Here is a 21,271-nt window from a genome sequence, read left to right on the forward strand (position 1 = left end):
TATTCCTCACTAAAAAAACAGCAAGCCCTGCCACTAAGTAATTTATTAGGACAATTTGCTATAAACTTGAGAAAACCTTGAGCTAGCTGTTCATTACTTAACTAAAAAGCAAGGGCCTAAATGCTTGAGACAAGCTAATTCGCAGTAATTACATTTTGCATAAGCTATTGATTAAATTGCTTACTTGACTATGCTGAGAACATAAAACTTGTTGAGGATGTATTTATGTTTCAGCTTACTGGCCGCAAGGTTATTGTTTTCTTTTTGGTGTTTTTCGTCATTAACTACATCATTGCCGTTTTTTGGAGCATTGAGCCCGACCGAATAGAAGTAAAAGAATATGTTCTTGAACAAGCAGTGGCTAACGGCGAAGAGGCGGTAACTGGCTATGCCACCACCACCGCATTAATGTTTGTTGCAGAAACATTGCTGAACAAATCAGGCGGTTATTTAAGCAACGATAAAATGCCTCCTAGCGTGCTTATGGACAACATGCCGAGCTGGGAGCTAGGCGCACTTAACCAAGTTCGCGATTTATCGCTGATTATGCGTAAAGATTTTAGCCGCTCTCAAGCACAATCAGTTGAACACCCTCAGCTAAAAGTCGCCCAGCCTAAATTCAATATTGATCATACTTCATGGCAACTTCCCAGTGCCGAGCGCGAGTACCAAGATGCTATCGACGCCCTGGCTATTTATCGAACCCAATTAGCCGACCCTAAAGATCCAAACGCCCAGTTTTATGCGCGTGCCGACAACTTAGTAACCTGGTTAAACGAAGTACAATCGCGCCTTGGCAGCATGTCGCAAAAGCTTTCGGCATCGGTAGGTCGTGAGCGGATTAACACCAGCTTAGTGGGTGATGAAGGCGCGGCGCAATCTACCTTCGCTCCCTCGGAAACAATGGTAAAAACATCTTGGTGGAAAATTGATGATGTGTTCTATGAAGCACGTGGTGAAGCCTGGGCATTATTGCACTTTTTCCAAGCTATAGAAGTAGACTTTAAAGGCGTATTAGAGAAGAAGAATGCCACAATAGCGGTTCGCCAAATTGTTCGTGAGTTAGAAGCCACCCAAGAAACCGTATGGAGCCCAATGATACTAAATGGCACCGGCTTTGGACTTATGGCTAACCACTCTTTAGTAATGGCTAACTATGTATCTCGTGCTAACGCAGCCATTATTAACTTAAATAATTTGCTAACTAAGGGTTAAGACAAACCCTTAAACAATCCCAAAAGCAGCGTTGATTCGCTGCTTTTGTCCATTTACACTGGCTTAACTTTTAGTAAGGACAAGTAACATGGACAAACAACAAGCAATTGAAGCCGCCACTTTCCGCCGATTACTCGAACACTTAGACCAACACAAAGAAGTACAAAACATTGAGCTAATGAACTTAGCCGATTTTTGCCGCAACTGCTTAGCAAAATGGATGATGGCCGCCGCTGAAGAACAAGGTGAAAGCCTTAACTATGACGAAGCAAGAGAAAAGATTTACGGCATGCCATACTCAGAATGGAAAGAGCATCACCAACTGCCGGCAACTGAAGAACAAATGGCAATATTTAATGCCAAGCAAGCGGCAAAGAATCAATAAACTTAAGCTATATTCGCGTTAAACGAGCAACAACATTGTAATGAACGTTTAGCCAATCCGGTCCGTATATATAACTATCACTGTAAATGATTGAGGTAATGCAATGCCAAAATCAGTATGGATAAAAAGCAGTGCCAGCAATAACGCCAAGACCTTGGTATTTGCTGGCTCACTCTTGGTATTGCTTGGTATTAGCACCCTTTACGTTCCAGCAGTGTTAGTTTCGCTTGTCGCCTCAGTGATTTTCTTTTTAGCCTACTTGGGCATTAGAGTGGGTGTGGAAAAATGGATGCAGCCCGTCTACTCAGTAGTATTGTGTTACGACCACATTCAGTTCCACCATCGTTACGGTGGTTGGTGCCTACCTTGGGATAAGTTACAACGCATTGATGTCCCAAGGTTGAGCGATGGACTCAACTGGCATGATATGAACTACGTAGGGCTGCGCTTAAGTGACCCCGACTACTTACTCGATAGCCTGTCCCCACGCCTCTCAGCCCACCTACTTACCGAACAACGCGCAGCTTTACTGGCATCCTTACGAAGAAGCTGCCAGCACTGTCAAGACAGCAGAGTGAGCGATCATTTAATTGAAGATGACTACTTCAAATCTAATAGCGGTAAAATCTATACTGGATTAACCGGTATGTTTGCCAATCGAATGAAAAAACTCCGTGAGCTTACTGGCTATGACTTATTGATTGAGCAGGATATTCTCGACCGAGAAGCTGAAGATTTCATCAGCTTGGTGCGTAATTACAAAAGCCAAACCTTGCGCGAAAGCGAGCACTAATAACGTGGCTTATCACTTCCTTCAACGGTTCTTAGAAGCTTTAAGGTCCACATGTATTGCTCTGGCGAGCGCATAATAAGCTTCTCGACTTCTTGATTCATTCTTAAAGTATCTTGCGCTACATCTTTACTGGGAAAATCTTCCATAGCTGGGTGTATATACAAGGTAACTTTATGCAACTCGCTGTCGTAACCCGCATAAATGGGTACAACTTTAGCGCCGCTTAATTTGGTCATTTTACCCAGTACCGGCAAGGTCGCCTTTTTGGTAGCAAACATTGGCGTCATTAAACTGGCTTCTGGACCAAAGTCTTCATCCGGCAAATAAATACAACCAAAGCCCGCTCGAACCGCTTTTATTAATGTTTTTATGCCTGCGTTGCGTTCAAAAATAACGCCACCAAAACGAGTACGCTGTTTGGCCATCGACCAATCAACAATCGGGTCACCGGTTTTTTTAAACATGGTGCACATGTCATGCCCACGGGTGCAAAAATAGGTACCGAGAAAATCTACCGGATAGGTATGTGGCAATAAGACAATGAAGTTTTCATTATTGTCGAGAATGCTTTGAATATGTTCTTCACCTTTCACCACAATGCGGTTTTGTAGATAACGCTTAGAACGAACGGTCATCTCCCCTGCTCCCAAAATAAGCTGGGCAAAAATCTGCATGTTCTTTAGCATCAATTGCTCACGCTCTTGGGCTGACATATCTGGGAAGCAAAGCTGCAAATTAGTATCTGCAATAGCACGTCGCTTTTTTAAGGCTTTAAGGTTAAAAATACGATTAGCAATGGCAACGGCTACTTTGTCTCGCCATTTTACCGGTAGGTAAGCTAATAGGATGATTAATCCGCCCACGAGCCAAGTGCCCCAGTACTTTGGGGCTAGCCATGTTTTAGAAAAAGAAATAGAAAATGCTTGAGACTCAAACTTCGACATAGTCTAACAACACAACCTTTAGAATTTGATAAAACTGCGCGCCAGTTTACTCTGCAACGGCGCTAAAGCAAGTTTGCCAAAGGCTATGCGCTACAAAATAGAATGCGTGGCATCTAAACTACTCGATACAAAGTGGTCTAGTTGTGGCGCCATTAGTAGGGGTTCATCTTGCCAAATAATCGCTTTACGCATTTTTTGGCGCGCGTCTAACACCATAGATTCCGATTCTTTAGAACGTAACCAATGATCTTTGCTGGGCCACTGCGAATAAGAAATCCAGGTGCCATCAGAGGCTTTATGTAAACGAGAACCCAACGCCGCACACTTATCAATATTAAAATGAATAATCTCTGACCAGCCTTCTTTAAAGGACTGAATATGCTCTTCATTTAACTTCCAACGAAACAACACAACAAACATCGACAATCTCCTTATTATTCGCGCTTAATATAACTATGGCGCGAGCCTGCCTTAAAACACAAGGTCTCTAGCTAAACTCTAACAAACACTTATCAATTAGTTGACTTAACTCACTTTTTCTTTGGTCACTGGCGTAACTCGCAGCAACCGCATTGTGACAAAGTTGGGCAATTTGCTGCGGGCTCCAAGCAAAAGTTTCGCTACAAGCCTGCAAGTTATCAAGAAGATAACCGCCAAAGTAAGCGGGGTCGTCAGAGTTAATCGTTACCGCTAAACCTTTCTCCAACATTTCTGGCAAGGGATGCTCTCTTAAGTGCTCAACCACTTTTAGTTTTACGTTACTAAAAGGACAAACGGTCAATGGCATTTTCGCCGCAGCGAGCCTTTTAACCAGAACCTCGTCTTCTAAGCAGCGAACCCCGTGATCAATTCGGCTTACATCAAGTAGTTGCCAAGCATTGGCTACATTGGCTGCAGGCCCTTCCTCGCCTGCATGAGCGACGCGCTTAAGCCCAAGTTGTTTGGCCATACCAAACACCTGTTGAAACTTTTCTGGCGGATGCCCTTGCTCACTAGAGTCTAAACCCACACCAATAATATGCTGAAGATATGGCTTGGCGGCTTCTAAAGTAGCAATGGCGGAGTCTTCAGATAGGTGGCGTAAAAAACATAGAATGTACTCACAACTAATGCCAAATTTCTCATGAGCTTGCTGTTTAGCTCGGCTTAAGCCATTTATCACGGTGCTGATATCAATACCACGTTCGGTATGAGTTTGCGGATCAAAAAACACTTCAGTATGCAGTACGTAGTCACGGTGACAAGTTTCAAAATAAGCCCACGCTAAGTCGAAAAAATCCTGTTCCGTTTGTAAGACTTCTGCCCCCTGATAGTAAAGGTCTAAAAACTCTTGAAGATTGTTAAACTGGTAGGCTTCTTTTAAGGCCTCTACACTCGCGTATGGCAAAGTGATGTTGTTTCGTTGCGCGAGCCTAAACATTAACTCAGGCTCTAAACTGCCTTCGATGTGCAGGTGCAACTCAAGCTTTGCTATCTTTTTAATAAATTCTTGCTGATTAAACATCAATCGTTTCCTTCAACTGCTTGGATAATAATGAATATAAGCTATTTGTTGCCGTAAGGTTATTTTTCTCTAACGCTTTTTAGTCACACTACGTTACCCTGAACTACAGATAATAGGGTTCTAAGGAAAAGGAATGAGCAAAGCAGTTATTTGTGACATTGATGGCGTTTTACTACACGACAATCAACTGATAGACGGAGCCAAGGCATTTATCGAACGTTTACTGGCAAATGAAACCAAGCTAGTGATTTTAACCAATTATCCGGCTCAGACTCCGCAAGATCTGCAAAATCGCTTTCAAACTGCTGGCGTAGATATTCCTGAAAGCTGCTTTTACACTTCAGCAATGGCTACCGCAGATTTTCTCAAACGCCAAGATGGCAATAAGGCCTACGTAATTGGTGAAGGCGCGTTGATTCATGAGCTTTATAGCGCTGGATTTACCATTACTGACATCAACCCAGATTTTGTGGTGGTGGGTGAAACCAAAAACTACAACTGGAATATGATTCAACACGCAGCAAAATTTGTTGCCCAAGGCGCCCAGTTTATTGCTACCAACCCAGACACCCACGGCCCCAACATGAGCCCTGCTTGTGGTTCACTATGTGCTCCTATAGAACGCATTACCGGCCGTGAACCTTTTGTTGTGGGTAAACCGAGTGCCTGGATTGTACGTGCTGCATTAAACAAAATTGGCGCTCATGCCGACGATACCGTTATTATTGGTGATAATTTGCGTACCGATATCCTGGCAGGTTTTCAGGCTGGCTTAGAAACCATTTTGGTACTATCTGGTGTGAGCAGTGAAGCCGACATTGAAATGGTACCCTTTAGGCCAAACTATGTTTTCCCTGACGTAGCAGCAATCGACATAATATAACGATAAAGATTTAGCATTTAATGGATATATCGATACTAATAACAGTGACGTTTTTGGCAGGATTTCTTGCACATTTAGCTCACTTACCCCCACTGATAGGATTTTTAGCGGCAGGTTTCGCCTTACGCGAAATGGGCTTTGAACAAAATGAGTTGATCTCTACCGCGGCAGACTTAGGGGTAACCTTACTGCTGTTCACAGTGGGCTTAAAACTAGACGTTCGCACCTTGTTTAAACGTGAGGTTTGGGGAACCGCTACTGCCCATATGGGCACCAACATGCTGCTATTTATAGGCACCTTGTCTGCCGTGAAATGGTTAGGCATTAGCAGTATTGGCGAGTTATCTACAACCGGTATTGTGGTGTTGTCTTTTGCACTGTGTTTCTCCAGTACCGTGTTCGCAGTAAAAGTATTAGAAGATAAAAGTGAAATGAATGCACTGTATGGCCGAGTGGCTATTGGTGTGCTGATTATGCAAGATATCTTCGCAGTAGTATTTTTGGCGGCAACTACTGGCAAATTACCAACCATGTACGCACCTTTGTTACTGTTATTACTGCCTTTCAGGCCAGTTCTTTATCGGCTGTTAAACCGAGTGGGACATGGCGAGCTACAGCTAGTTCTTGGATTCTTCTTAACCTTTGTACTAGGTGCGCAGCTATTCGATAGTGTAGGTCTTAAGTCTGACTTAGGCGCGCTAGTTGTTGGTATGTTACTAGCCGGACACCCTGCCGCTAGTGGTATGGCCAAAGCTTTATTTAGCTTTAAAGAGCTTTTTTTAGTCGCTTTCTTCTTGTCTATCGGTTTATCTAGCGAACTAAGTTTTGAGTCGATTTACATTGCCTTATTCTTAGTTGGAATTTTAGTTATAAAGTCAGCGTTCTACCTACTCTATTTGCTGCAATTTAGGCTACGTTCGCGCACCGCATTTTTAGGTGCTATGAGTTTGGCTAACTACAGTGAATTTGGCTTAATTGTGACTGCTGTGGCCGTTCAATTGGGTTGGTTACATGCCGACTGGATGGCGACTTTGGCAATGGCCGTTAGCATAAGCTTCTTGCTGGCCGCGCCAATCCACAAAAACGCCGATATTATTTATCAGTTTATTCGCCCTTCGCTTAAACGCTTACAGCGCTCAAAATTGCACTTGGAAGACCAACCTATCGAGTTGGGTCAAATGCAGGTGGTGATATTAGGTATGGGGCGTATTGGTGAAGGCGCGTACGACATGCTGCAGCAACATTACCCAGACTTAGTCATAGGTATTGATACCGACTTAGAGAAGATTCAACATCAAATCGAAAGTGGCCGAGCCGTCATTCAAGGCGATGCAACTGACTCTGATTTCTGGGAAAAGCTCGCCCCATCAAAAGATCTAAAATTGGTGTTACTTGCCATGCCGCATCACCACGGTAATCAATATGCATTAAAGCAACTCAAAAAAGGTGAATTTAGAGCTAAGATTGCCGCGATTGCCCAGTTTGCCGATGATGCTGAAAAGCTAAAGCGCCTAGGCGCAGATGAAGTATTTAACTTATACAATGAGGCCGGTGCAGGTTTTGCAGACCACGTACACGCACAACTCATTGCTAACAATAAACCACATGAATAAAGCTTAAAATTTGCAAAAAGACTTACAAAAATAGCCAGTTTGTTAAATATTATTAGTTTTCTGGCCTTTTTTAGCAAAAAATGTCATTCAGGACTTGCAATAATTTCTGATCTTGGCAAATTGAGGGCAATATTGGAACAAATGGCGAAGTACCATTTGTTCGAGAGTAAACACAAAGTAGTTAAGGGAAGAGTATGTGTTCCATATTTGGAGTTCTAGACATTAAATCTGACCTCAGTGTATTGCGTAAGCAAGCACTTGAGATGTCAAAGCGTTTACGCCACCGTGGCCCGGACTGGTCAGGTATTTACACTTCAAAAAATGCCATTTTAGTGCATGAACGTCTATCAATTGTTGACGTGAATACCGGCGCACAGCCTCTATACAATCCCGAAAAAACTCACGCTCTTGCAGTAAACGGCGAGATCTACAATCACAAAGATCTTAAAGCCCAGCTTAATGTTGATTTTGAATTTCAGACAGAGTCTGACTGTGAAATCATCTTAGCCTTGTACAAAGAAAAAGGTATTGAGTTCTTAGACGACTTAAACGGTATCTTTGGTTTTTGTTTATACGACTCTGAAGAAGATGCTTACCTAATTGGTCGTGACCATATTGGTATCATCCCTCTTTACACTGGCTACGATGAGCACGGTAACTTTTATGTTGCCTCAGAAATGAAAGCGCTGACGCCAATTTGTAAAACCGTAAGCGAGTTCCCTCCTGGCCATTACTTGTACAGCAAAAACGGCGAGCCGGTTAAGTACTACAAGCGTGATTGGATGGACTACAAAAACGTAGAAAACAACGACGCTAGCGTAGAAGATTTAAAAGTAGCTTTAGAAGCAGCCGTTAAACGCCAACTTATGTGTGACGTACCATACGGAGTGTTGCTATCTGGCGGTTTAGATTCATCAGTAATTTCTGCAATCACCAAAATGTATGCCGACAAGCGTGTTGAAGATAACGACAACTCTGAAGCTTGGTGGCCACAACTACACTCATTTGCAGTTGGCCTTGTGGGCTCGCCAGACTTAATTGCTGCGAAAAAAGTAGCAGACCATTTAGGTACGGTTCACCACGAGATTCACTTTACGGTTCAAGAAGGTATTGACGCAATTAAAGACGTTATTTACCACCTTGAAACCTACGATGTAACCACGATTCGTGCGTCTACTCCTATGTACTTAATGGCCCGCAAAATTAAAGCGATGGGCATTAAAATGGTACTGTCTGGAGAAGGTGCTGACGAAATCTTCGGTGGTTACTTGTACTTCCACAAGGCACCAAACGCCCAAGAGTTCCACGAAGAAACCCTTCGTAAGCTTGAGAAACTGCACATGTTCGATTGTAACCGTGCTAACAAATCTCTTGCTGCTTGGGGCATTGAAGGCCGTGTACCATTCTTAGATAAAGAGTTTATGGATGTTGCAATGCGCATCAATCCAGAAGCTAAGATGTGTGCAGGCGAGAAAATTGAGAAGCACATTGTACGCGAAGCTTTCGAAGGTTACCTACCTGCTGAAGTGGCTTGGCGTCAAAAAGAGCAATTCTCTGATGGTGTTGGTTACTCGTGGATTGACAGCCTTAAAGAATTGGTTGAACTAGAAGTGTCTGACCAAGAATTGTCGAATGCGGCCTTCCGCTTCCCAATTAACACCCCAGATACCAAAGAAGCTTACTTCTACCGCGGTATGTTTGAAGAGCATTTCCCACAGGATTCTGCAGCAGAATGTGTACCTCATGGTAAGTCTGTAGCATGTTCAACGCCTGAAGCGATTGCTTGGGATGAGAGCTTTGCAAACAACGCCGATCCTTCAGGTCGCGCAGTACTGTCTGTACACAACGAAGCCTACTAGTTAATTAAGCCTTAAGCTTAAAACAAAAAACCGATGCGAAAGCATCGGTTTTTTATTGGCTGTAATTTAACTCCAGCACTTGAACTGAGCTTTAAGCTCAAGCCATGCAAGCTACATATGCAGTAGTAAACGATGTTTCTTGAAAAGCTTTAAGGCCGGTTGCAGCAAACTCTACCGGCATTGGATTATCTTTAAGAACTTGCTTAGATTTAGTCGCTGATACTAACTCAACGTTCAAATCGCCAATTAGCTCGATAGCCGCTTCTAATTTGAAGCCTACCGCACCACCGGCAAATTTGCCTTTCATTGGGCGCTGTTTAATCGCTACCTTTTCAACCTTGTAATCACTCATCAGTTTAGCAAAAGCAAACTGGAAATCACGTAAGTGCTGAGCACTATTAATGTCACTTAAAGTTAGGCGGCGCACACGACAATCTGGAATTTGAAACAATCCATCTTCCAGCGTTAGCAAGCTAACAATAACTTCATTACTTTTTATTTCTACACCGCATACTTTCATCTTGCTACCTTTTTAATCTGCGTTCGTGCAAGCTAAGTGTTGCACAAAAAAGGCCGCAATGCGGCCTAATAAATTTTCTGCTCTAAGCTAGCTTAGAATGGCATTTTCATACCTGGAGGCATTTGCATCCCGCCAGTTACATCAGCCATTTTTTCTTTGCTGGTTTCTTCTACGCGGCGCACTGCGTCATTAACCGCTGCAGCCAGTAGATCTTCAATCATGTCTTTGTCATCGTCCATTAAGCTCTCATCTAGCTCAACACGACGAACGTTGTGGTTACCTAGCATAACAACTTTCACCAAGCCTGCGCCTGACTCACCAGTAACTTCCATTTTGGCGATTTCTTCTTGAGCGCGCTGCATTTTATCTTGCATTTGCTGCGCTTGCTTCATTAGGTTACCCATTCCGCCTTTAAACATAACTATTCTCTTCTCTTCTATTAGTTATAACTGCGACATTACATCGAGATTAATGTCGAAAATCAAGTTGTTCAGTGGTATTTCACACTGTCGTTATCTAATTCTGCGCCAAAGCGTTGCTGTAATACCTGAATATTTGGATCACCCAATAGTCGATCTATGGCTGCGTTGGTATTTTGTCGATGAAGCAACTGTGCCAACTCCAGAGGTGTTTTGCCATTTGGGCTTTCACCTATATTAATTTCTAATTCTATTCCCTGTTGCAAACATGCGCTCAATTGCTGATTTAGCTCTTCTACCGAGCTGGGTTTAGGCAAATGAGATAACTGAGGTTTTAGCAGCAACGTTACGCTACTGCCATCTAATTGATAGAGGGAGTTAATCGCAATTTGTCTCGCGATAGGTCCAAGTTCCATAAACTTAACCATCTCCGACCAACGTTCATCATTGTCACTGGTGCTAGCGCTAAACTTGGCAGACTCTTCAATAACCACCGCCTGGGTAGCTTGCTCGTTATTGTCGACCTCGCTATTGGCTGGTGCTATAGGAGCTTGCTGAGCTACATTTGGCGTTTTATTTCTGGAGGCGCCCGCCTCTTTAGACTTTTTTTCAGACTTTCCTCGCCCACGTAGCTGGCTTCTTAGCTGCAATAAAGATGCAGTTTCTTCTTTAGCCGGTGCTTGAGGAAGATCTACTGGAGCTTGCTCAGGCATTGCAGTTGGCAAGTCTTGAGCTTGGTATTCGGCGGCGTAGTTCGGCTCTTCATATTCAGCATCAGCATTCATCTCAGCAAACTGGGCGTAATAACTATCGTCAGCTGTTGCTTGCGCGGCATCAGCCTGCTTAGTACTTGTTTGAGGGGCAGCTTGTGCAGCAGGAGCCTGAGTTTTTGAATTTTTCTGCGGGCTTGGACTTGCCTCTGGTGGCGTGCTCTCTATCACAGCTTCTGCTGCAGCGGGTTCCGCTTGGCTGCTGACATCTTGCGGTGAGGCAACTTCTTCAACTTGCTGTTGCTGTTGCTGTTGCTGTTGCTGTTGCTGTTGCTGTTGCTGTTGCTCAGAATTATCACCACGTAACTGATTTTTTAGCTTAGCAATGCTCTGCTCTCGCTGCACTACCCGCTCGTCTTTATCAACCGGAGTTGGTGCATTGTGGTTAGCATGTGAAACCGCAGGTGTTGTAGGCATTTCATAGCCTTGCTGAGTGGCTTGCTCAATAATCTCTTGCTGTTCTTTAACTAAACTCTTGTCTGCTAAATCTGAAGTGTTTGGACTATTTTCGTTGCTAGCGCTTGATGTCGTTACCTCAGCCTTCTCTGCTGGCTGAAAAGCCAACATTCTCAACACTGTCATTTCAAAGCCGCTACGTGGGCTTGGTGCGTAAGCAAAATCACGCTTACCGGTAATAGCAATTTGATACAGAAGTTGAACTAACTGAGCATCTATCTGTTCTGCTAGCATTTGAATGGTTTCGTCAGCCTGGCTAGCGGGTAGAACTTGCGCCATTGCCACTTTATGAATAATTTCGGCAAGCTGCTGATGCAAGTGCTCATAGTCTGGAGACATCGTGGCGAGTTCAGAAATTTTGCTAAATACCGATTCGGTTTGCCCTGCTACAACATGGCAAAGCAACTGCCTTAGTTGGTGTGGATCTAACACGCCCAGCATATTAAGCACTTGCTGGTAGGATAACTCTTGGTTAGAGAGCGCTAAAGCTTGATCGGTCAAACTTAAAGCATCACGCATACTACCATCGGCGGCATGCGCTAACGCGGTAAGCGCTGCTGGCTGATATTGACGCTGTTCGGCATCTAAAATATGCGCAAGTTGCTGAGAAATTTGCTCTTCGCTAAGTGCTTTTAATTGAAACTGCAAACAGCGAGATAATACTGTTACCGGAAGTTTTTGCGGATCGGTGGTTGCCAGCAAAAACTTAACGTGTTCTGGAGGCTCTTCTAGCGTTTTCAATAGCGCATTAAAGCTGTGGCGAGACAACATATGCACTTCGTCGATCAAGTACACCTTATAGCGGCCTTTGGCTGGGCTATATTGCACGTTGTCTAAGAGTTCGCGAGTATCTTCTACCTTAGTACGTGAGGCGGCGTCAATTTCTAACAAGTCAACAAAGTTACCTTGGTCAACCTCCAGACAATTACTGCACTTACCGCAAGGGGTAGACGACACTCCTAGCTCGCAGTTGAGGCTTTTGGCGAACAAGCGGGCGATAGTAGTTTTACCTACACCACGGGTGCCACTAAACAAGTAGGCGTGGTGTAAGCGCTGCTGATCCAAAGAGTTTATCAAGCCTGCCAATACATGTTGCTGGGCAACCACTTGTTGGAATGTTTTTGGTCGCCATTTTCTCGCTAGGGCTTGATAATTCATTAAATGATGTTGTCCTATTCGCCTTCGAACTCAACTAGATAAGTTGATTCTACTCCGAGTGTCGTTAATTTCTGTGCGCCAGGTAAGTCTACCAAATTAATAACAAAGGCCGCATAGTTGATTTCACCGCCGAGTTGGCGAATCAGCTTAACCGACGCTTCAGCAGTTCCGCCAGTTGCAATTAAATCGTCCACCAACAGTACTTTGTCACCAGATTGAATTGCGTCGGTATGGATTTCTAAGGTATCCATTCCATATTCAAGTTCGTAGCTTTCGCCAATCACTTCGCGAGGTAACTTGCCAGGTTTACGAACCGGAATAAAACCAACCCCTAAGGCCAGCGCTAGTGGCGCTCCAAAAATGAACCCTCTCGCTTCGGTGCCAACAATTTTCGTGATGCCGAGATTTTCAAAACGCTGTTGCCATTCATGAATAACCAAGGCAAAAGCCTTAGGATCTTCAATTAAACTAGTAACATCCCTAAACAATATCCCCTCTTTTGGGTAGTTTGGGATAGTTTTAATTGCGTTCTTTATATACTCAAGATTAGCGCTGCTCATACCGGCTTCCATTTTCCAAAAAAAACGCCCAAACAGGATGGGCGTATTTACAATCTTTAATTATCTCAGTTTATGGCGATAAAGCAACGCAGTGCTTACCTTGAAAACAGCTAAAAACTAAGCAAATATTTTTAATAGAGACAAGCTCAAAGGCAAGGTCGGCAGCAGTAGAGCTACTACAAAACCCAGGAAATAGAATACGTTATAATCTTCTTTAAACTGCTGGTCCATCTAAACTTCACCTTTAAACTAAATTCAATCAACATTGATCTGGATCAATTATACTTGAGCGTCAGCTCCATAAACACCCAGCAAAAACATGGAAATAAACTAAGCGAACCACATAAATATCAAGATAATTAGCCTTGCTAATTTGCTAGCAGGACACGCCGCAAACCGTTAGAATGGCCGCTTTTTCAAACCAAGGTTTACCTATGCGCGTAGTGTTAGCCCCCATGGAGGGCGTCGCAGATGCTTCCATGCGTCAGCTTTTATCTAGTTGTGGCGGCTATGACTGGTGTGTAACCGAGTTTATTCGTGTAACCGACGTAGCCCTGCCCGATAAAGTATTTTACAAATACTGCCCCGAACTGCATGAGCAAGGATTAATTGCTGGCCATACCCCGGTTAGGGTGCAGCTCTTAGGCCAACACCCAGGTCCAATGGCAGAAAATGCCATAAGAGCTATTGAGCTTGGCTCTCATGGTTTAGATCTAAACTTTGGCTGCCCTAGCAATACCGTTACCGGTAGTTGCGGTGGCGCCTCCATGCTAAAAGCGCCTCAGTCAATTTATGATGTTGTTAGCGAAGTGAGAAAAGCCATACCCAAGCAGCATGTTGTATCTGCCAAAATTCGTTTAGGCTGGGAAAACAAAGATGACTGCTTCGATATTGTACAAGCAGTGCAAGAAGCCGGAGCGACTGAGCTAACCATTCACGCAAGAACTAAGCTCGACGGCTACAAAGCCCCAGCGCACTGGCACTATATAAAGCAAGTAAAGCAGCAATTCTCTATTCCTATTATTGCTAATGGAGAAGTTTGGAACCGTGAAAACTACTTACAGTGTAAAGAAGCTAGCGCCTGTGAAGATGTAATGATTGGCCGCGGTGCACTCACCATTCCCAACCTTGCTAAAGTAGTACGCGGCGAAGAGGCTCCGCTTTCTTGGCCTGGGGTGGTCGAGCTGCTGATTCGCTATTCTCAACACGAAATCACCAGTGAAAAAGCCAAGTACTACCAAAGCCGCGTGAAACAATGGTTAAGATACCTTTCTGGCTACTACACAGAAGCCGACGATCTCTTTCGCAACATAAGAGTTCTAAAAGATACCCATTCTATTGTTGAGCAGATCCGTTTACAGCAAAGTAAGTTTTGACCTTTCCTTAAGCTTGCCTTTACGTTTCTTCGCATAAACTGGTCATATTCTGTATTAGATCAACAAAACCCCAATAAAAGTAGTTATATAGCTTTTTAGTGTTTCGTTTTGATTCACATCATATCTCGGGATAAGACCCGATGTTTATACTGCTAGCTCATTTATTAATTGGGCTTAAGCGTGGAATTTAGAGATTATCAGTTGCGACTAACGCAACAACTTGAGCAGTTAAAGTCTGAAATAATCTCAATTTTAACTGCCTCAAAAAAAACCAGTTTAAAACTAACAGCCGACAAACTTCAGTCTTTAACTAATGAAGAGCTGATTGATCAAGCTTTAAAATTACAACTCTCTGAGTTAACGACTCAGTTAAAACAGTTACAAAGGGTTGATGCTGCGCTTTGCCAAATAGACTTAGGTTTATATGGCCTATGTAGTGACTGTGAAGAAGAGATTGAAATTAGTCGCCTAGAAAACGACCCAAGCACCCAACGCTGTCAGCGTTGCAGTGACAAACACCGTATGTTTAAACGGCGCGAAAGTTTCGCACTTTAAACACTACTGAAACCAGCAAATACAAAAAAGCCCGCTATTGCGGGCTTTTTACTTCTATCTTCTTAGAAGAATTAGAAGTTGTAACGTACACCCACTGCTAGGCGGTTGTCGTCAGTTTTGTTACCAGAAGTAGACTTAGTAGTCTCATCTTGGTACTCAGTGTACAAAAGAACGTTGTTCCAGTCGTACATTGCACCCACTAAAGCAGTTTTTAAGTCTGCTTCTGAGTTCTTGTCTTCTTGGTAGTTCCAACCTGTATAAAGTTGAAGACCCATGTCTAATGTGTAAGCGAATACACCTTCGTGGCCGATTGCTTTGTCTGATACGCCAGTAGCGCCATCAAATTCTACGTGGTTTTTAAACTCACCGTAAGAAACAGCAGCGTAGATAGGACCTTGGTTGTAGCTAGCAGCTAAAGCAGTTAGCTTAACGTCGCCATCGTTGAATACTTCAGCTTTCTTAGCATCAGTACGGTTCATTTGGTGGTAAGTTGCACCAATGTTTAGACCGAAATCGAAATCATAAGATACCGCACCAGAGTAGCTATCTTTACGACCTTCAGCTTCGTCAGCAAACTGATACTGACCGCTTAGGTTAACGCCGCCAAAGCTACCGTTGTATTGTAGAGCATCGTTTGCACGACCAGCACCAGTTTCACCGTGGCCACCGTCGTAGATACCCATTGCTGTTCCGCCGTATACCCAGAATACATCGGTAACGCCAGTAACAGTGTAGTAAGTAGACCATTGCTTACCGTAAGAAACAGAACCGTAGTCTGCATGGTCAAATGCGATAAAACCTAAACGGTTAAAGAAAGGAGCGTCGCTGTCGCCATTTGGGTTATCGATACCATATTCCATGGTAGCGCGAGCAGTAACGTTTTCGCTTAGTACGCGAGAAAAGTTTAGGTTAATACGTGAAGAGTTGTTTTCTGAACGTGCTTCGCGGCCTTCGCCTTCTACGCCGTTGTCAGCTGACTCAACCATAAGGTTAAGGCGACCGCCGATAGAAAATGAATTTTCGCCGTCGTTGTAAATTTCTTGAGCGTTAGTTGCACCAGTTGCAAATAATGCTGGAATTGCGATTGCTAGAATAGTCTTTTTCAATGTTCCACTGCCTATTTTGAGATTAATAATTTATCTCTTCCATGACCCATTCATACATCCTTGGAATGGCTTCCCTGAGCAGTGAAGTCCTTCTCACGGCCGATATATTTGCCGATAACGAGAGCGAAATCAATATTTTTTTGAAGTTTTTATGAACTTTTCCAGTTATTTAAAACTACAATAGGCATCTTGGCGAAATAATCATCTAAATAATGTCTATTTTTTAACAAAAGATTAAGCAAGTTGAGGATTCAAAAAGATTTTTAGAGAGGAGTTGGAGACAAATTAAAGATTTTTTGGTGCGGTAAAACTAAAAAAGCTCACCGAAGTGAGCTTTTTGCTACAAACTTATTGACTACCAGTAAACGCGCATACCAGCAGCAACGGTGCTTGCTTTGTCGAAGCGAGTTGGGCCAATATCCACACCAGTTTCGTTATTCGTTACACCTAAAGTAGTACCGTCTAAGTAAGCATACTCAGCATATACACGAGCCCAACTATTGAACTTGTGCTCAACACCTAAGTAAAACACGCTTGAATTATCTTTAATATCAGAACTACTAATATCAACTCCGCCTACAGTACCGTCAAATGACACGTACTCATAACCACCGTATAAAGCGGTTTTACCAAATGAATAAACACCACCTAGACCTAATGCGTCTTCAGTGATTTTGTCATTTTGCTGAGTGTATTCATTGTTGTAGTAACTACCTTTAAGGTATAAGTCACCGATGCTGTAATCAGCTTGAAGAGTCCATGCAGCTGTTTCTAATGTTTCAGTTACACCAACGTTATCTTTCTCACCAGCGTAACCAGCAATAAGACCAAGACCTGCAATGTTACCATCTACAAATATCTCGTATAACTCAGCTGCTGACTCGTCTTCGTCTAGGCCGTAAGAAGCACCAACACCAAATGACTCACCGTTGAACTTGTACTTAACTAGGTTGTCGTGTAAACCACCTGATTCGGCAGTGTAACGTAAAGCAGTACCACCGAAGAAGTAAGATTGGTCAGCACTTCCGTAGTCATCTTGGTGAGTCCATTGACGACCGAACGTTAGCATACCGAAGTCACCGTCAAAACCAGCGTAATGAAGACGGTTCTCTAAAGCGCCACCGTTACCAGAAATGCCGAATTCGAATAAACCAATGGCGTTAATGCCTTCGCCAATTGCGTAACTAGCACTAAGGCCAGCACGTGAAGAACCAGCACCTAAAGTAGTTGTACCGTCGATTTTTTTATCGTCTGCGTCTACAGTATCAACGCCAGCTTTAAGTTCTGTACGTAAGTGGCCGTAGAAGTCTACAGAACCTTCTTCGCTTTTTAGAATCTCAACTGCGCTTGCAGAACCTGCAAATAATACTGCTGGTATTGCTACCGCTAGAATTGTCTTTTTCATTTTTCCTGTGCCTTCTTAGCAATTAAACACTTGTTCCTTAAATTCCCTGTGTGACAGTGATTTCTCACTGTCTGGTCAATACATTATCAAGCTGAAATTTTTTTGCAATAAAAAATTGAACTTTTATAAAATCACGTAAAACCCTGTATCTGCGTGCTTTTAGAGTGGTCAAACTATAATCAGGCACAATAAAAGAATGTATTAGAGATAAAAACGTGATCTAGCTCTAACAGTATTTAAGCCAAGAATTTGATTTTTTTACAGTGTTTTATGTTGCCGCACTTATCTATAATATATATCTGAAGAACAAGCACTTATTTATAAGTTGTTAACAACATTGAGGAATTCATGTTAACAGAAAAAAATAAACAACGAATTCGCCATTGGTATAATACTCTTCAGGAGCAAAATCCAACATTTGTTAAGAGAGCTGCACAAAGTTCTCTTATTGCGCAAATAGCCAAAACAATTGCAGGGGACATTAATCGTAAACAACGGGTACTTTTAGCTGAAGCTGGCACAGGAACCGGCAAATCACTGGCTTATTTACTAGCATCTATACCTTTAGCGAAAGCGCTAAATAAAAAAGTTGTGGTATCCACCGCAACCGTTGCCTTGCAACAACAACTAATAGAAAGTGATTTACCCACTGTTCACCTCGCAGCCCATGGCGAATTTGAATTTGCCTTAGCGAAAGGCAGGCAGCGTTATTGCTGCGCCCATAAACTAGTTGCAGCTACTAGCACCGATTTGGGTCTTAGCCCAAAACAGCTAGATCTCACCAAAAGAATGGCGATTGCTTTACAACAAGGTAAATGGGATGGCGACAGAGATAGTTGGCCAGGGCAAGTGCCGTGGCAAATTTGGCAGCATGTGGTGGTTGATACCTTAAGCTGCTCGGTGCAATCGGCAAGGCATCGAAGTTGTCCCTTTCATAAAGCACGCAAAGGATTAAAAAAAGCCGACGTGATAGTGGCAAACCACAGTTTGTTGCTTGCCGATCTTCATGCCGGTAGTGGGCATATTCTGCCAGCAGCAGAAGACTGCATTTATATACTAGACGAAGCGCATCAGTTTCCTGAGATAGCAAGAGAAGCTAGCGCTAAGCAATTAATGCTAAATCATGCACTAAAAGAGTTAGAGAACCTAAAGCTGTTCGACAAAGAATTGGCCAACATTCTAAATCCTAATGCTGTTGCAGGAAGCAGTCTAAAGCTAAAAGAGGCCTGCGCAGAGTTGAACCGCTGCTTTAATAAACTTAAAGATGTTGCCAATGCCAATAAAGAATCTTTTGATAACAGTCAGCATTGGCGCTTTGCGCTAGGAAAAACGCCCTCTGCGATTATTAACCTAGCCAGTAATTACCATAAAGAAGCCAATAAACTCAGTAATAGTTTGCAGCATTACGCTGGAGTCATCCAAGAGAACGTGGCAAACAATCAAATGAAGTCTGCCCAAGCTGAAGCTCTACTTAGCCGCTTAAGCGCAATGCAAAGCTTGGCAGAATCTTGGTTAGAGGTGCTGTTTAGCTATGCCAGTGAAAACAATCAAAAGAACTATGCCTTTTGGTTTACTCGTAAAGATAAAGAAATACAGCTGTGTAGCTCACCAATAGAAATTGGTGGCTTACTGCAACAACTGCTGTGGCAAGATGCTTTTTCAGTTATTGCCGTTTCAGCAACACTTAGCGCGCTAGGTAACTTCTCCTACTATCTAAATCAAGTTGGCTTGGCTAAACTGCCCAAGGAACAATTAGTCAAACTGCCCTCTCCTTTTAACTACCAACAAGTTACTTTGAGTGTGCCCAATAACATTGCCGAACCAGACCACCCCGAGTTTGCTAACAATGTTGCACACCAGATATTGGCTGCTCAGCAAAACCAAGGCGGTATTTTGGTATTGTGTAATTCTTATCGTTTAGTCGATAAAGTCGCTGAGCAGTTAGAAGGCAAAAAAATTGACAACCTCTGGATCCAAGGCCAACTTACTAATCAGCAAATCTTGGCCAAACACCGACAGAGCCGCCAACAAAACCAAACCAGTACTATTCTGGCCACAATAGGCTTTAGTGAAGGCATTGACCTACCCGGTGACTTGTTAACAGACCTTATTGTTGCTCGCCTCCCCTTTGCAGTGCCTACTGAGCCGGTAATGGCTAGCCACTCTGAGTTATTAGAAAGCCGCAATCAAAATCCTTTCATGTTACTCACCTTGCCCAGTGCGAGTCGAAAACTGGTACAGAGCTGCGGAAGGTTAATGAGAAAAGAAAGTGATTCAGGTAGAATCGTGCTGCTCGATAGTCGACTCACTAGCCGTAGATATGGCAAGCAACTATTAGCGGCATTACCACCCTTTAAAAGAAGTGACCATTAATGTTAGAACTGGGACTCGACCCTTCTGTTTTAATCCTAATCGTAGGCATTGGCCTAACCGCAGGTTTTATTGATGCGATTGCTGGCGGTGGTGGTCTATTAACCATTCCTGCCTTATTAAGTATTGGCCTACCTCCACACATAGCGCTTGGTACCAACAAGCTCGCGGCAAGCTTTGGCTCAAGTACTGCGGCTTGGACCTTTTATCGCAAACAACTGTTTAATCCAGTGTTTTGGCTTTGGAGCTTTGTTGCTACCGCAATTGGTGCTTTTGCCGGCACCTTTATCGTAGATTTTATTAGCACCCAGTGGTTAGAAAAGTTGTTACCTCTGGTGATTATGGCAACGGCTGTTTATACCATCCTTAATCGTAAACAAGCCGACGGCCAAGCAGTGCTGCCCAAAGTAGACAAAAAACTTAAAAAGCAGATGCTTGGGCAAGGTTTAAGCCTAGGTTTTTACGATGGCGTTGCAGGGCCAGGCACTGGCGCATTCTGGACAGTTTCATCAATGGCCTTATATAAGATGAACATTTTACTGTCCTCAGGCTTAGCTAAAGCCATGAACTTCACCAGTAACTTTGTCTCCTTTATTACCTTTGTATACTTAGGCCACGTAAACTGGGCTATTGGCTTAACCATGGGTGTAAGCATTATGCTAGGTGCCGTAGTTGGCGCGCATTCGGCGATTCACTTTGGTGCTAAGTTCATTCGCCCGGTATTTATTACCGTGGTAATGGTTATTGCCGGTAAACTGGCTTGGCAAGCATGGTTGAGTTAGAACTTGAAAAGTTGGCGCAAAAACTTCGCCAACTAAAGGAGCAAGCCGAACATCGAGACTTGCAAGGTGAACGCAGCGCCTATGCAAAAACCGCAGTACTTGATGAACGATTTAGCTGTCGCAGCGATCTGTTTAGTGACTATGTTAGCGAGCTTGAACAAGATCTCTTACAAATTAGTCGCTTAGGTGAAAAAACCAAAGACATCGACTTGCTCAAGCTATATTGCGATCGATTTGTCGGTAAGTTTGCCATGCTACAAGGCAAAATCAATCAAGTTACTCGCAAACAAAAACAACGCTCCATTCCCCAGCAGCAGCGAATCCAGAGTTGGCAAAATCGCTTGAATAAAGTAATCAACTCTGGCGATCAAAACCAACTGCACGAAAAGCTTAATCAACAAAAGCAATTTGAAGCTCAGTTAGAGCAAAAGATTGCTGAAAAAAACCAAGTACTTAATCGTAGTAATATCAAGACAGATACTGCTAGACTAAGCGCAGAGATCCTCAGCTTAAAAAGTCGTTTAGGTGAGTGTCAAAAAACCACGTGGAAACTGGAACAAAAAATCAATCAGTTAGAATCACGCTTTAAGGAGTAATT

Annotated in this window: 20 protein-coding genes; 11 read left to right on the forward strand and 9 right to left on the reverse strand. The window is 43.2% G+C overall.

What is annotated here, in order from left to right; translation table 11 throughout:
• Positions 1-225: 225 nt before the first annotated feature.
• From G6R11_RS09055 to G6R11_RS09065, 3 genes are all read left to right on the forward strand, one after another.
• Entirely contained in the window at positions 226-1,215 is a 990-nt protein-coding gene (locus tag G6R11_RS09055; RefSeq protein ID WP_163132753.1) for a DUF2333 family protein, read from the forward strand.
• Between the two features lie 88 nt (positions 1,216-1,303).
• Entirely contained in the window at positions 1,304-1,600 is a 297-nt protein-coding gene (locus G6R11_RS09060) for a DUF1244 domain-containing protein (protein WP_163132754.1), read from the forward strand.
• Positions 1,601-1,703: 103 nt separating this feature from the next.
• The gene (locus G6R11_RS09065; RefSeq protein WP_163132755.1) at positions 1,704-2,393 is read left to right on the forward strand and encodes a DUF2982 domain-containing protein; all 690 of its coding nucleotides are present in this window, start codon (positions 1,704-1,706) and stop codon (positions 2,391-2,393) included.
• On the opposite strand, the gene lpxM is transcribed toward G6R11_RS09065, so the two are convergent.
• From lpxM to G6R11_RS09080, 3 genes are all read right to left on the reverse strand, one after another.
• Entirely contained in the window at positions 2,390-3,337 is a 948-nt protein-coding gene (gene lpxM, locus G6R11_RS09070; RefSeq protein WP_163132756.1) for a lauroyl-Kdo(2)-lipid IV(A) myristoyltransferase, read from the reverse strand. The genes G6R11_RS09065 and lpxM overlap by 4 nt on opposite strands.
• A 90-nt stretch (positions 3,338-3,427) precedes the next feature.
• Complete coding sequence (locus tag G6R11_RS09075; protein WP_163132757.1) at positions 3,428-3,757, reverse strand: antibiotic biosynthesis monooxygenase; 330 nt, start codon at positions 3,755-3,757, stop codon at positions 3,428-3,430.
• A gap of 67 nt (positions 3,758-3,824) precedes the next feature.
• The gene (locus G6R11_RS09080; protein ID WP_163132758.1) at positions 3,825-4,841 is read right to left on the reverse strand and encodes an adenosine deaminase; all 1,017 of its coding nucleotides are present in this window, start codon (positions 4,839-4,841) and stop codon (positions 3,825-3,827) included.
• A gap of 133 nt (positions 4,842-4,974) precedes the next feature.
• On the opposite strand from G6R11_RS09080, the gene G6R11_RS09085 reads away from it, so the two are divergent.
• The 3 genes from G6R11_RS09085 to asnB all read left to right on the forward strand — a co-directional run bounded on the left by G6R11_RS09085 (position 4,975) and on the right by asnB (position 9,196).
• The gene (locus G6R11_RS09085) at positions 4,975-5,724 is read left to right on the forward strand and encodes an HAD-IIA family hydrolase (protein ID WP_163132759.1); all 750 of its coding nucleotides are present in this window, start codon (positions 4,975-4,977) and stop codon (positions 5,722-5,724) included.
• Between the two features lie 20 nt (positions 5,725-5,744).
• A complete protein-coding gene (locus G6R11_RS09090; protein ID WP_163132760.1) occupies positions 5,745-7,337 on the forward strand; it encodes a cation:proton antiporter family protein in 1,593 nt (530 codons plus the stop codon).
• Positions 7,338-7,531: 194 nt separating this feature from the next.
• Positions 7,532-9,196, forward strand: coding sequence for an asparagine synthase B (gene asnB / locus G6R11_RS09095; RefSeq protein ID WP_163132761.1), 1,665 nt, complete (start codon positions 7,532-7,534; stop codon positions 9,194-9,196).
• 97 nt (positions 9,197-9,293) lie between these two features.
• Here asnB and G6R11_RS09100 read toward each other — a convergent pair whose 3' ends face one another.
• The 4 genes from G6R11_RS09100 to apt all read right to left on the reverse strand — a co-directional run bounded on the left by G6R11_RS09100 (position 9,294) and on the right by apt (position 13,079).
• Complete coding sequence (locus tag G6R11_RS09100; RefSeq protein WP_163132762.1) at positions 9,294-9,716, reverse strand: DUF3010 family protein; 423 nt, start codon at positions 9,714-9,716, stop codon at positions 9,294-9,296.
• A gap of 92 nt (positions 9,717-9,808) precedes the next feature.
• Complete coding sequence (locus G6R11_RS09105) at positions 9,809-10,135, reverse strand: YbaB/EbfC family nucleoid-associated protein (protein WP_016401138.1); 327 nt, start codon at positions 10,133-10,135, stop codon at positions 9,809-9,811.
• A 71-nt stretch (positions 10,136-10,206) separates the two neighbouring features.
• Positions 10,207-12,519, reverse strand: coding sequence for a DNA polymerase III subunit gamma/tau (gene dnaX / locus G6R11_RS09110; RefSeq protein WP_163132763.1), 2,313 nt, complete (start codon positions 12,517-12,519; stop codon positions 10,207-10,209).
• Positions 12,520-12,533: 14 nt separating this feature from the next.
• Positions 12,534-13,079: an adenine phosphoribosyltransferase gene (gene apt, locus G6R11_RS09115; protein ID WP_163132764.1), complete on the reverse strand. Its 546-nt coding sequence runs from the start codon at positions 13,077-13,079 to the stop codon at positions 12,534-12,536.
• Between the two features lie 434 nt (positions 13,080-13,513).
• Here apt and G6R11_RS09120 point away from each other — a divergent pair, with 434 nt between their 5' ends.
• Positions 13,514-14,455: a tRNA-dihydrouridine synthase gene (locus tag G6R11_RS09120; protein WP_163132765.1), complete on the forward strand. Its 942-nt coding sequence runs from the start codon at positions 13,514-13,516 to the stop codon at positions 14,453-14,455.
• Between the two features lie 180 nt (positions 14,456-14,635).
• A complete protein-coding gene (locus G6R11_RS09125) occupies positions 14,636-15,010 on the forward strand; it encodes a TraR/DksA C4-type zinc finger protein (RefSeq protein ID WP_163132766.1) in 375 nt (124 codons plus the stop codon).
• 71 nt (positions 15,011-15,081) lie between these two features.
• On the opposite strand, the gene G6R11_RS09130 is transcribed toward G6R11_RS09125, so the two are convergent.
• Complete coding sequence (locus tag G6R11_RS09130; protein WP_163132767.1) at positions 15,082-16,116, reverse strand: porin; 1,035 nt, start codon at positions 16,114-16,116, stop codon at positions 15,082-15,084.
• Between the two features lie 355 nt (positions 16,117-16,471).
• On the reverse strand, positions 16,472-17,521 hold the full coding sequence (locus G6R11_RS09135) for a porin (protein ID WP_163132768.1): 1,050 nt from the start codon (positions 17,519-17,521) through the stop codon (positions 16,472-16,474).
• Between the two features lie 348 nt (positions 17,522-17,869).
• Between G6R11_RS09135 and dinG the strand changes: the two genes are divergently transcribed.
• From dinG to priC, 3 genes are read left to right on the forward strand one after another with little or no spacing between them, the layout of a single operon-like run.
• Positions 17,870-19,894: an ATP-dependent DNA helicase DinG gene (gene dinG, locus G6R11_RS09140; protein WP_163132769.1), complete on the forward strand. Its 2,025-nt coding sequence runs from the start codon at positions 17,870-17,872 to the stop codon at positions 19,892-19,894.
• Entirely contained in the window at positions 19,894-20,673 is a 780-nt protein-coding gene (locus G6R11_RS09145) for a TSUP family transporter (protein ID WP_163132770.1), read from the forward strand. The genes dinG and G6R11_RS09145 overlap by 1 nt, the downstream gene beginning before the upstream one ends.
• Entirely contained in the window at positions 20,661-21,269 is a 609-nt protein-coding gene (priC, locus tag G6R11_RS09150) for a primosomal replication protein PriC (RefSeq protein ID WP_163132771.1), read from the forward strand. Before G6R11_RS09145 ends, priC begins: the two co-directional genes overlap by 13 nt.
• Positions 21,270-21,271 lie beyond the last annotated feature (2 nt).

The organism is Agarivorans sp. Alg241-V36 (assembly GCF_900537085.1).
Taxonomy (GTDB): Bacteria; Pseudomonadota; Gammaproteobacteria; order Enterobacterales; family Celerinatantimonadaceae; genus Agarivorans.

Excerpts from the sequence above, each read along its gene's own strand:
- G6R11_RS09085 (WP_163132759.1), top strand. The coding sequence starts at position 4,975 with ATGAGCAAAGCAGTTATTTGTGACATTGATGGCGTTTTACTACACGAC.
- priC (WP_163132771.1), top strand. The coding sequence starts at position 20,661 with ATGGTTGAGTTAGAACTTGAAAAGTTGGCGCAAAAACTTCGCCAACTA.
- lpxM (WP_163132756.1), bottom strand. The coding sequence starts at position 3,337 with ATGTCGAAGTTTGAGTCTCAAGCATTTTCTATTTCTTTTTCTAAAACA.
- G6R11_RS09075 (WP_163132757.1), bottom strand. The coding sequence starts at position 3,757 with ATGTTTGTTGTGTTGTTTCGTTGGAAGTTAAATGAAGAGCATATTCAG.
- G6R11_RS09065 (WP_163132755.1), top strand. The coding sequence starts at position 1,704 with ATGCCAAAATCAGTATGGATAAAAAGCAGTGCCAGCAATAACGCCAAG.
- G6R11_RS09135 (WP_163132768.1), bottom strand. The coding sequence starts at position 17,521 with ATGAAAAAGACAATTCTAGCGGTAGCAATACCAGCAGTATTATTTGCA.
- G6R11_RS09105 (WP_016401138.1), bottom strand. The coding sequence starts at position 10,135 with ATGTTTAAAGGCGGAATGGGTAACCTAATGAAGCAAGCGCAGCAAATG.
- G6R11_RS09055 (WP_163132753.1), top strand. The coding sequence starts at position 226 with ATGTTTCAGCTTACTGGCCGCAAGGTTATTGTTTTCTTTTTGGTGTTT.
- dnaX (WP_163132763.1), bottom strand. The coding sequence starts at position 12,519 with ATGAATTATCAAGCCCTAGCGAGAAAATGGCGACCAAAAACATTCCAA.
- asnB (WP_163132761.1), top strand. The coding sequence starts at position 7,532 with ATGTGTTCCATATTTGGAGTTCTAGACATTAAATCTGACCTCAGTGTA.
- G6R11_RS09100 (WP_163132762.1), bottom strand. The coding sequence starts at position 9,716 with ATGAAAGTATGCGGTGTAGAAATAAAAAGTAATGAAGTTATTGTTAGC.
- apt (WP_163132764.1), bottom strand. The coding sequence starts at position 13,079 with ATGAGCAGCGCTAATCTTGAGTATATAAAGAACGCAATTAAAACTATC.
- G6R11_RS09120 (WP_163132765.1), top strand. The coding sequence starts at position 13,514 with ATGCGCGTAGTGTTAGCCCCCATGGAGGGCGTCGCAGATGCTTCCATG.
- G6R11_RS09145 (WP_163132770.1), top strand. The coding sequence starts at position 19,894 with ATGTTAGAACTGGGACTCGACCCTTCTGTTTTAATCCTAATCGTAGGC.
- G6R11_RS09060 (WP_163132754.1), top strand. The coding sequence starts at position 1,304 with ATGGACAAACAACAAGCAATTGAAGCCGCCACTTTCCGCCGATTACTC.
- dinG (WP_163132769.1), top strand. The coding sequence starts at position 17,870 with ATGTTAACAGAAAAAAATAAACAACGAATTCGCCATTGGTATAATACT.
- G6R11_RS09090 (WP_163132760.1), top strand. The coding sequence starts at position 5,745 with ATGGATATATCGATACTAATAACAGTGACGTTTTTGGCAGGATTTCTT.
- G6R11_RS09080 (WP_163132758.1), bottom strand. The coding sequence starts at position 4,841 with ATGTTTAATCAGCAAGAATTTATTAAAAAGATAGCAAAGCTTGAGTTG.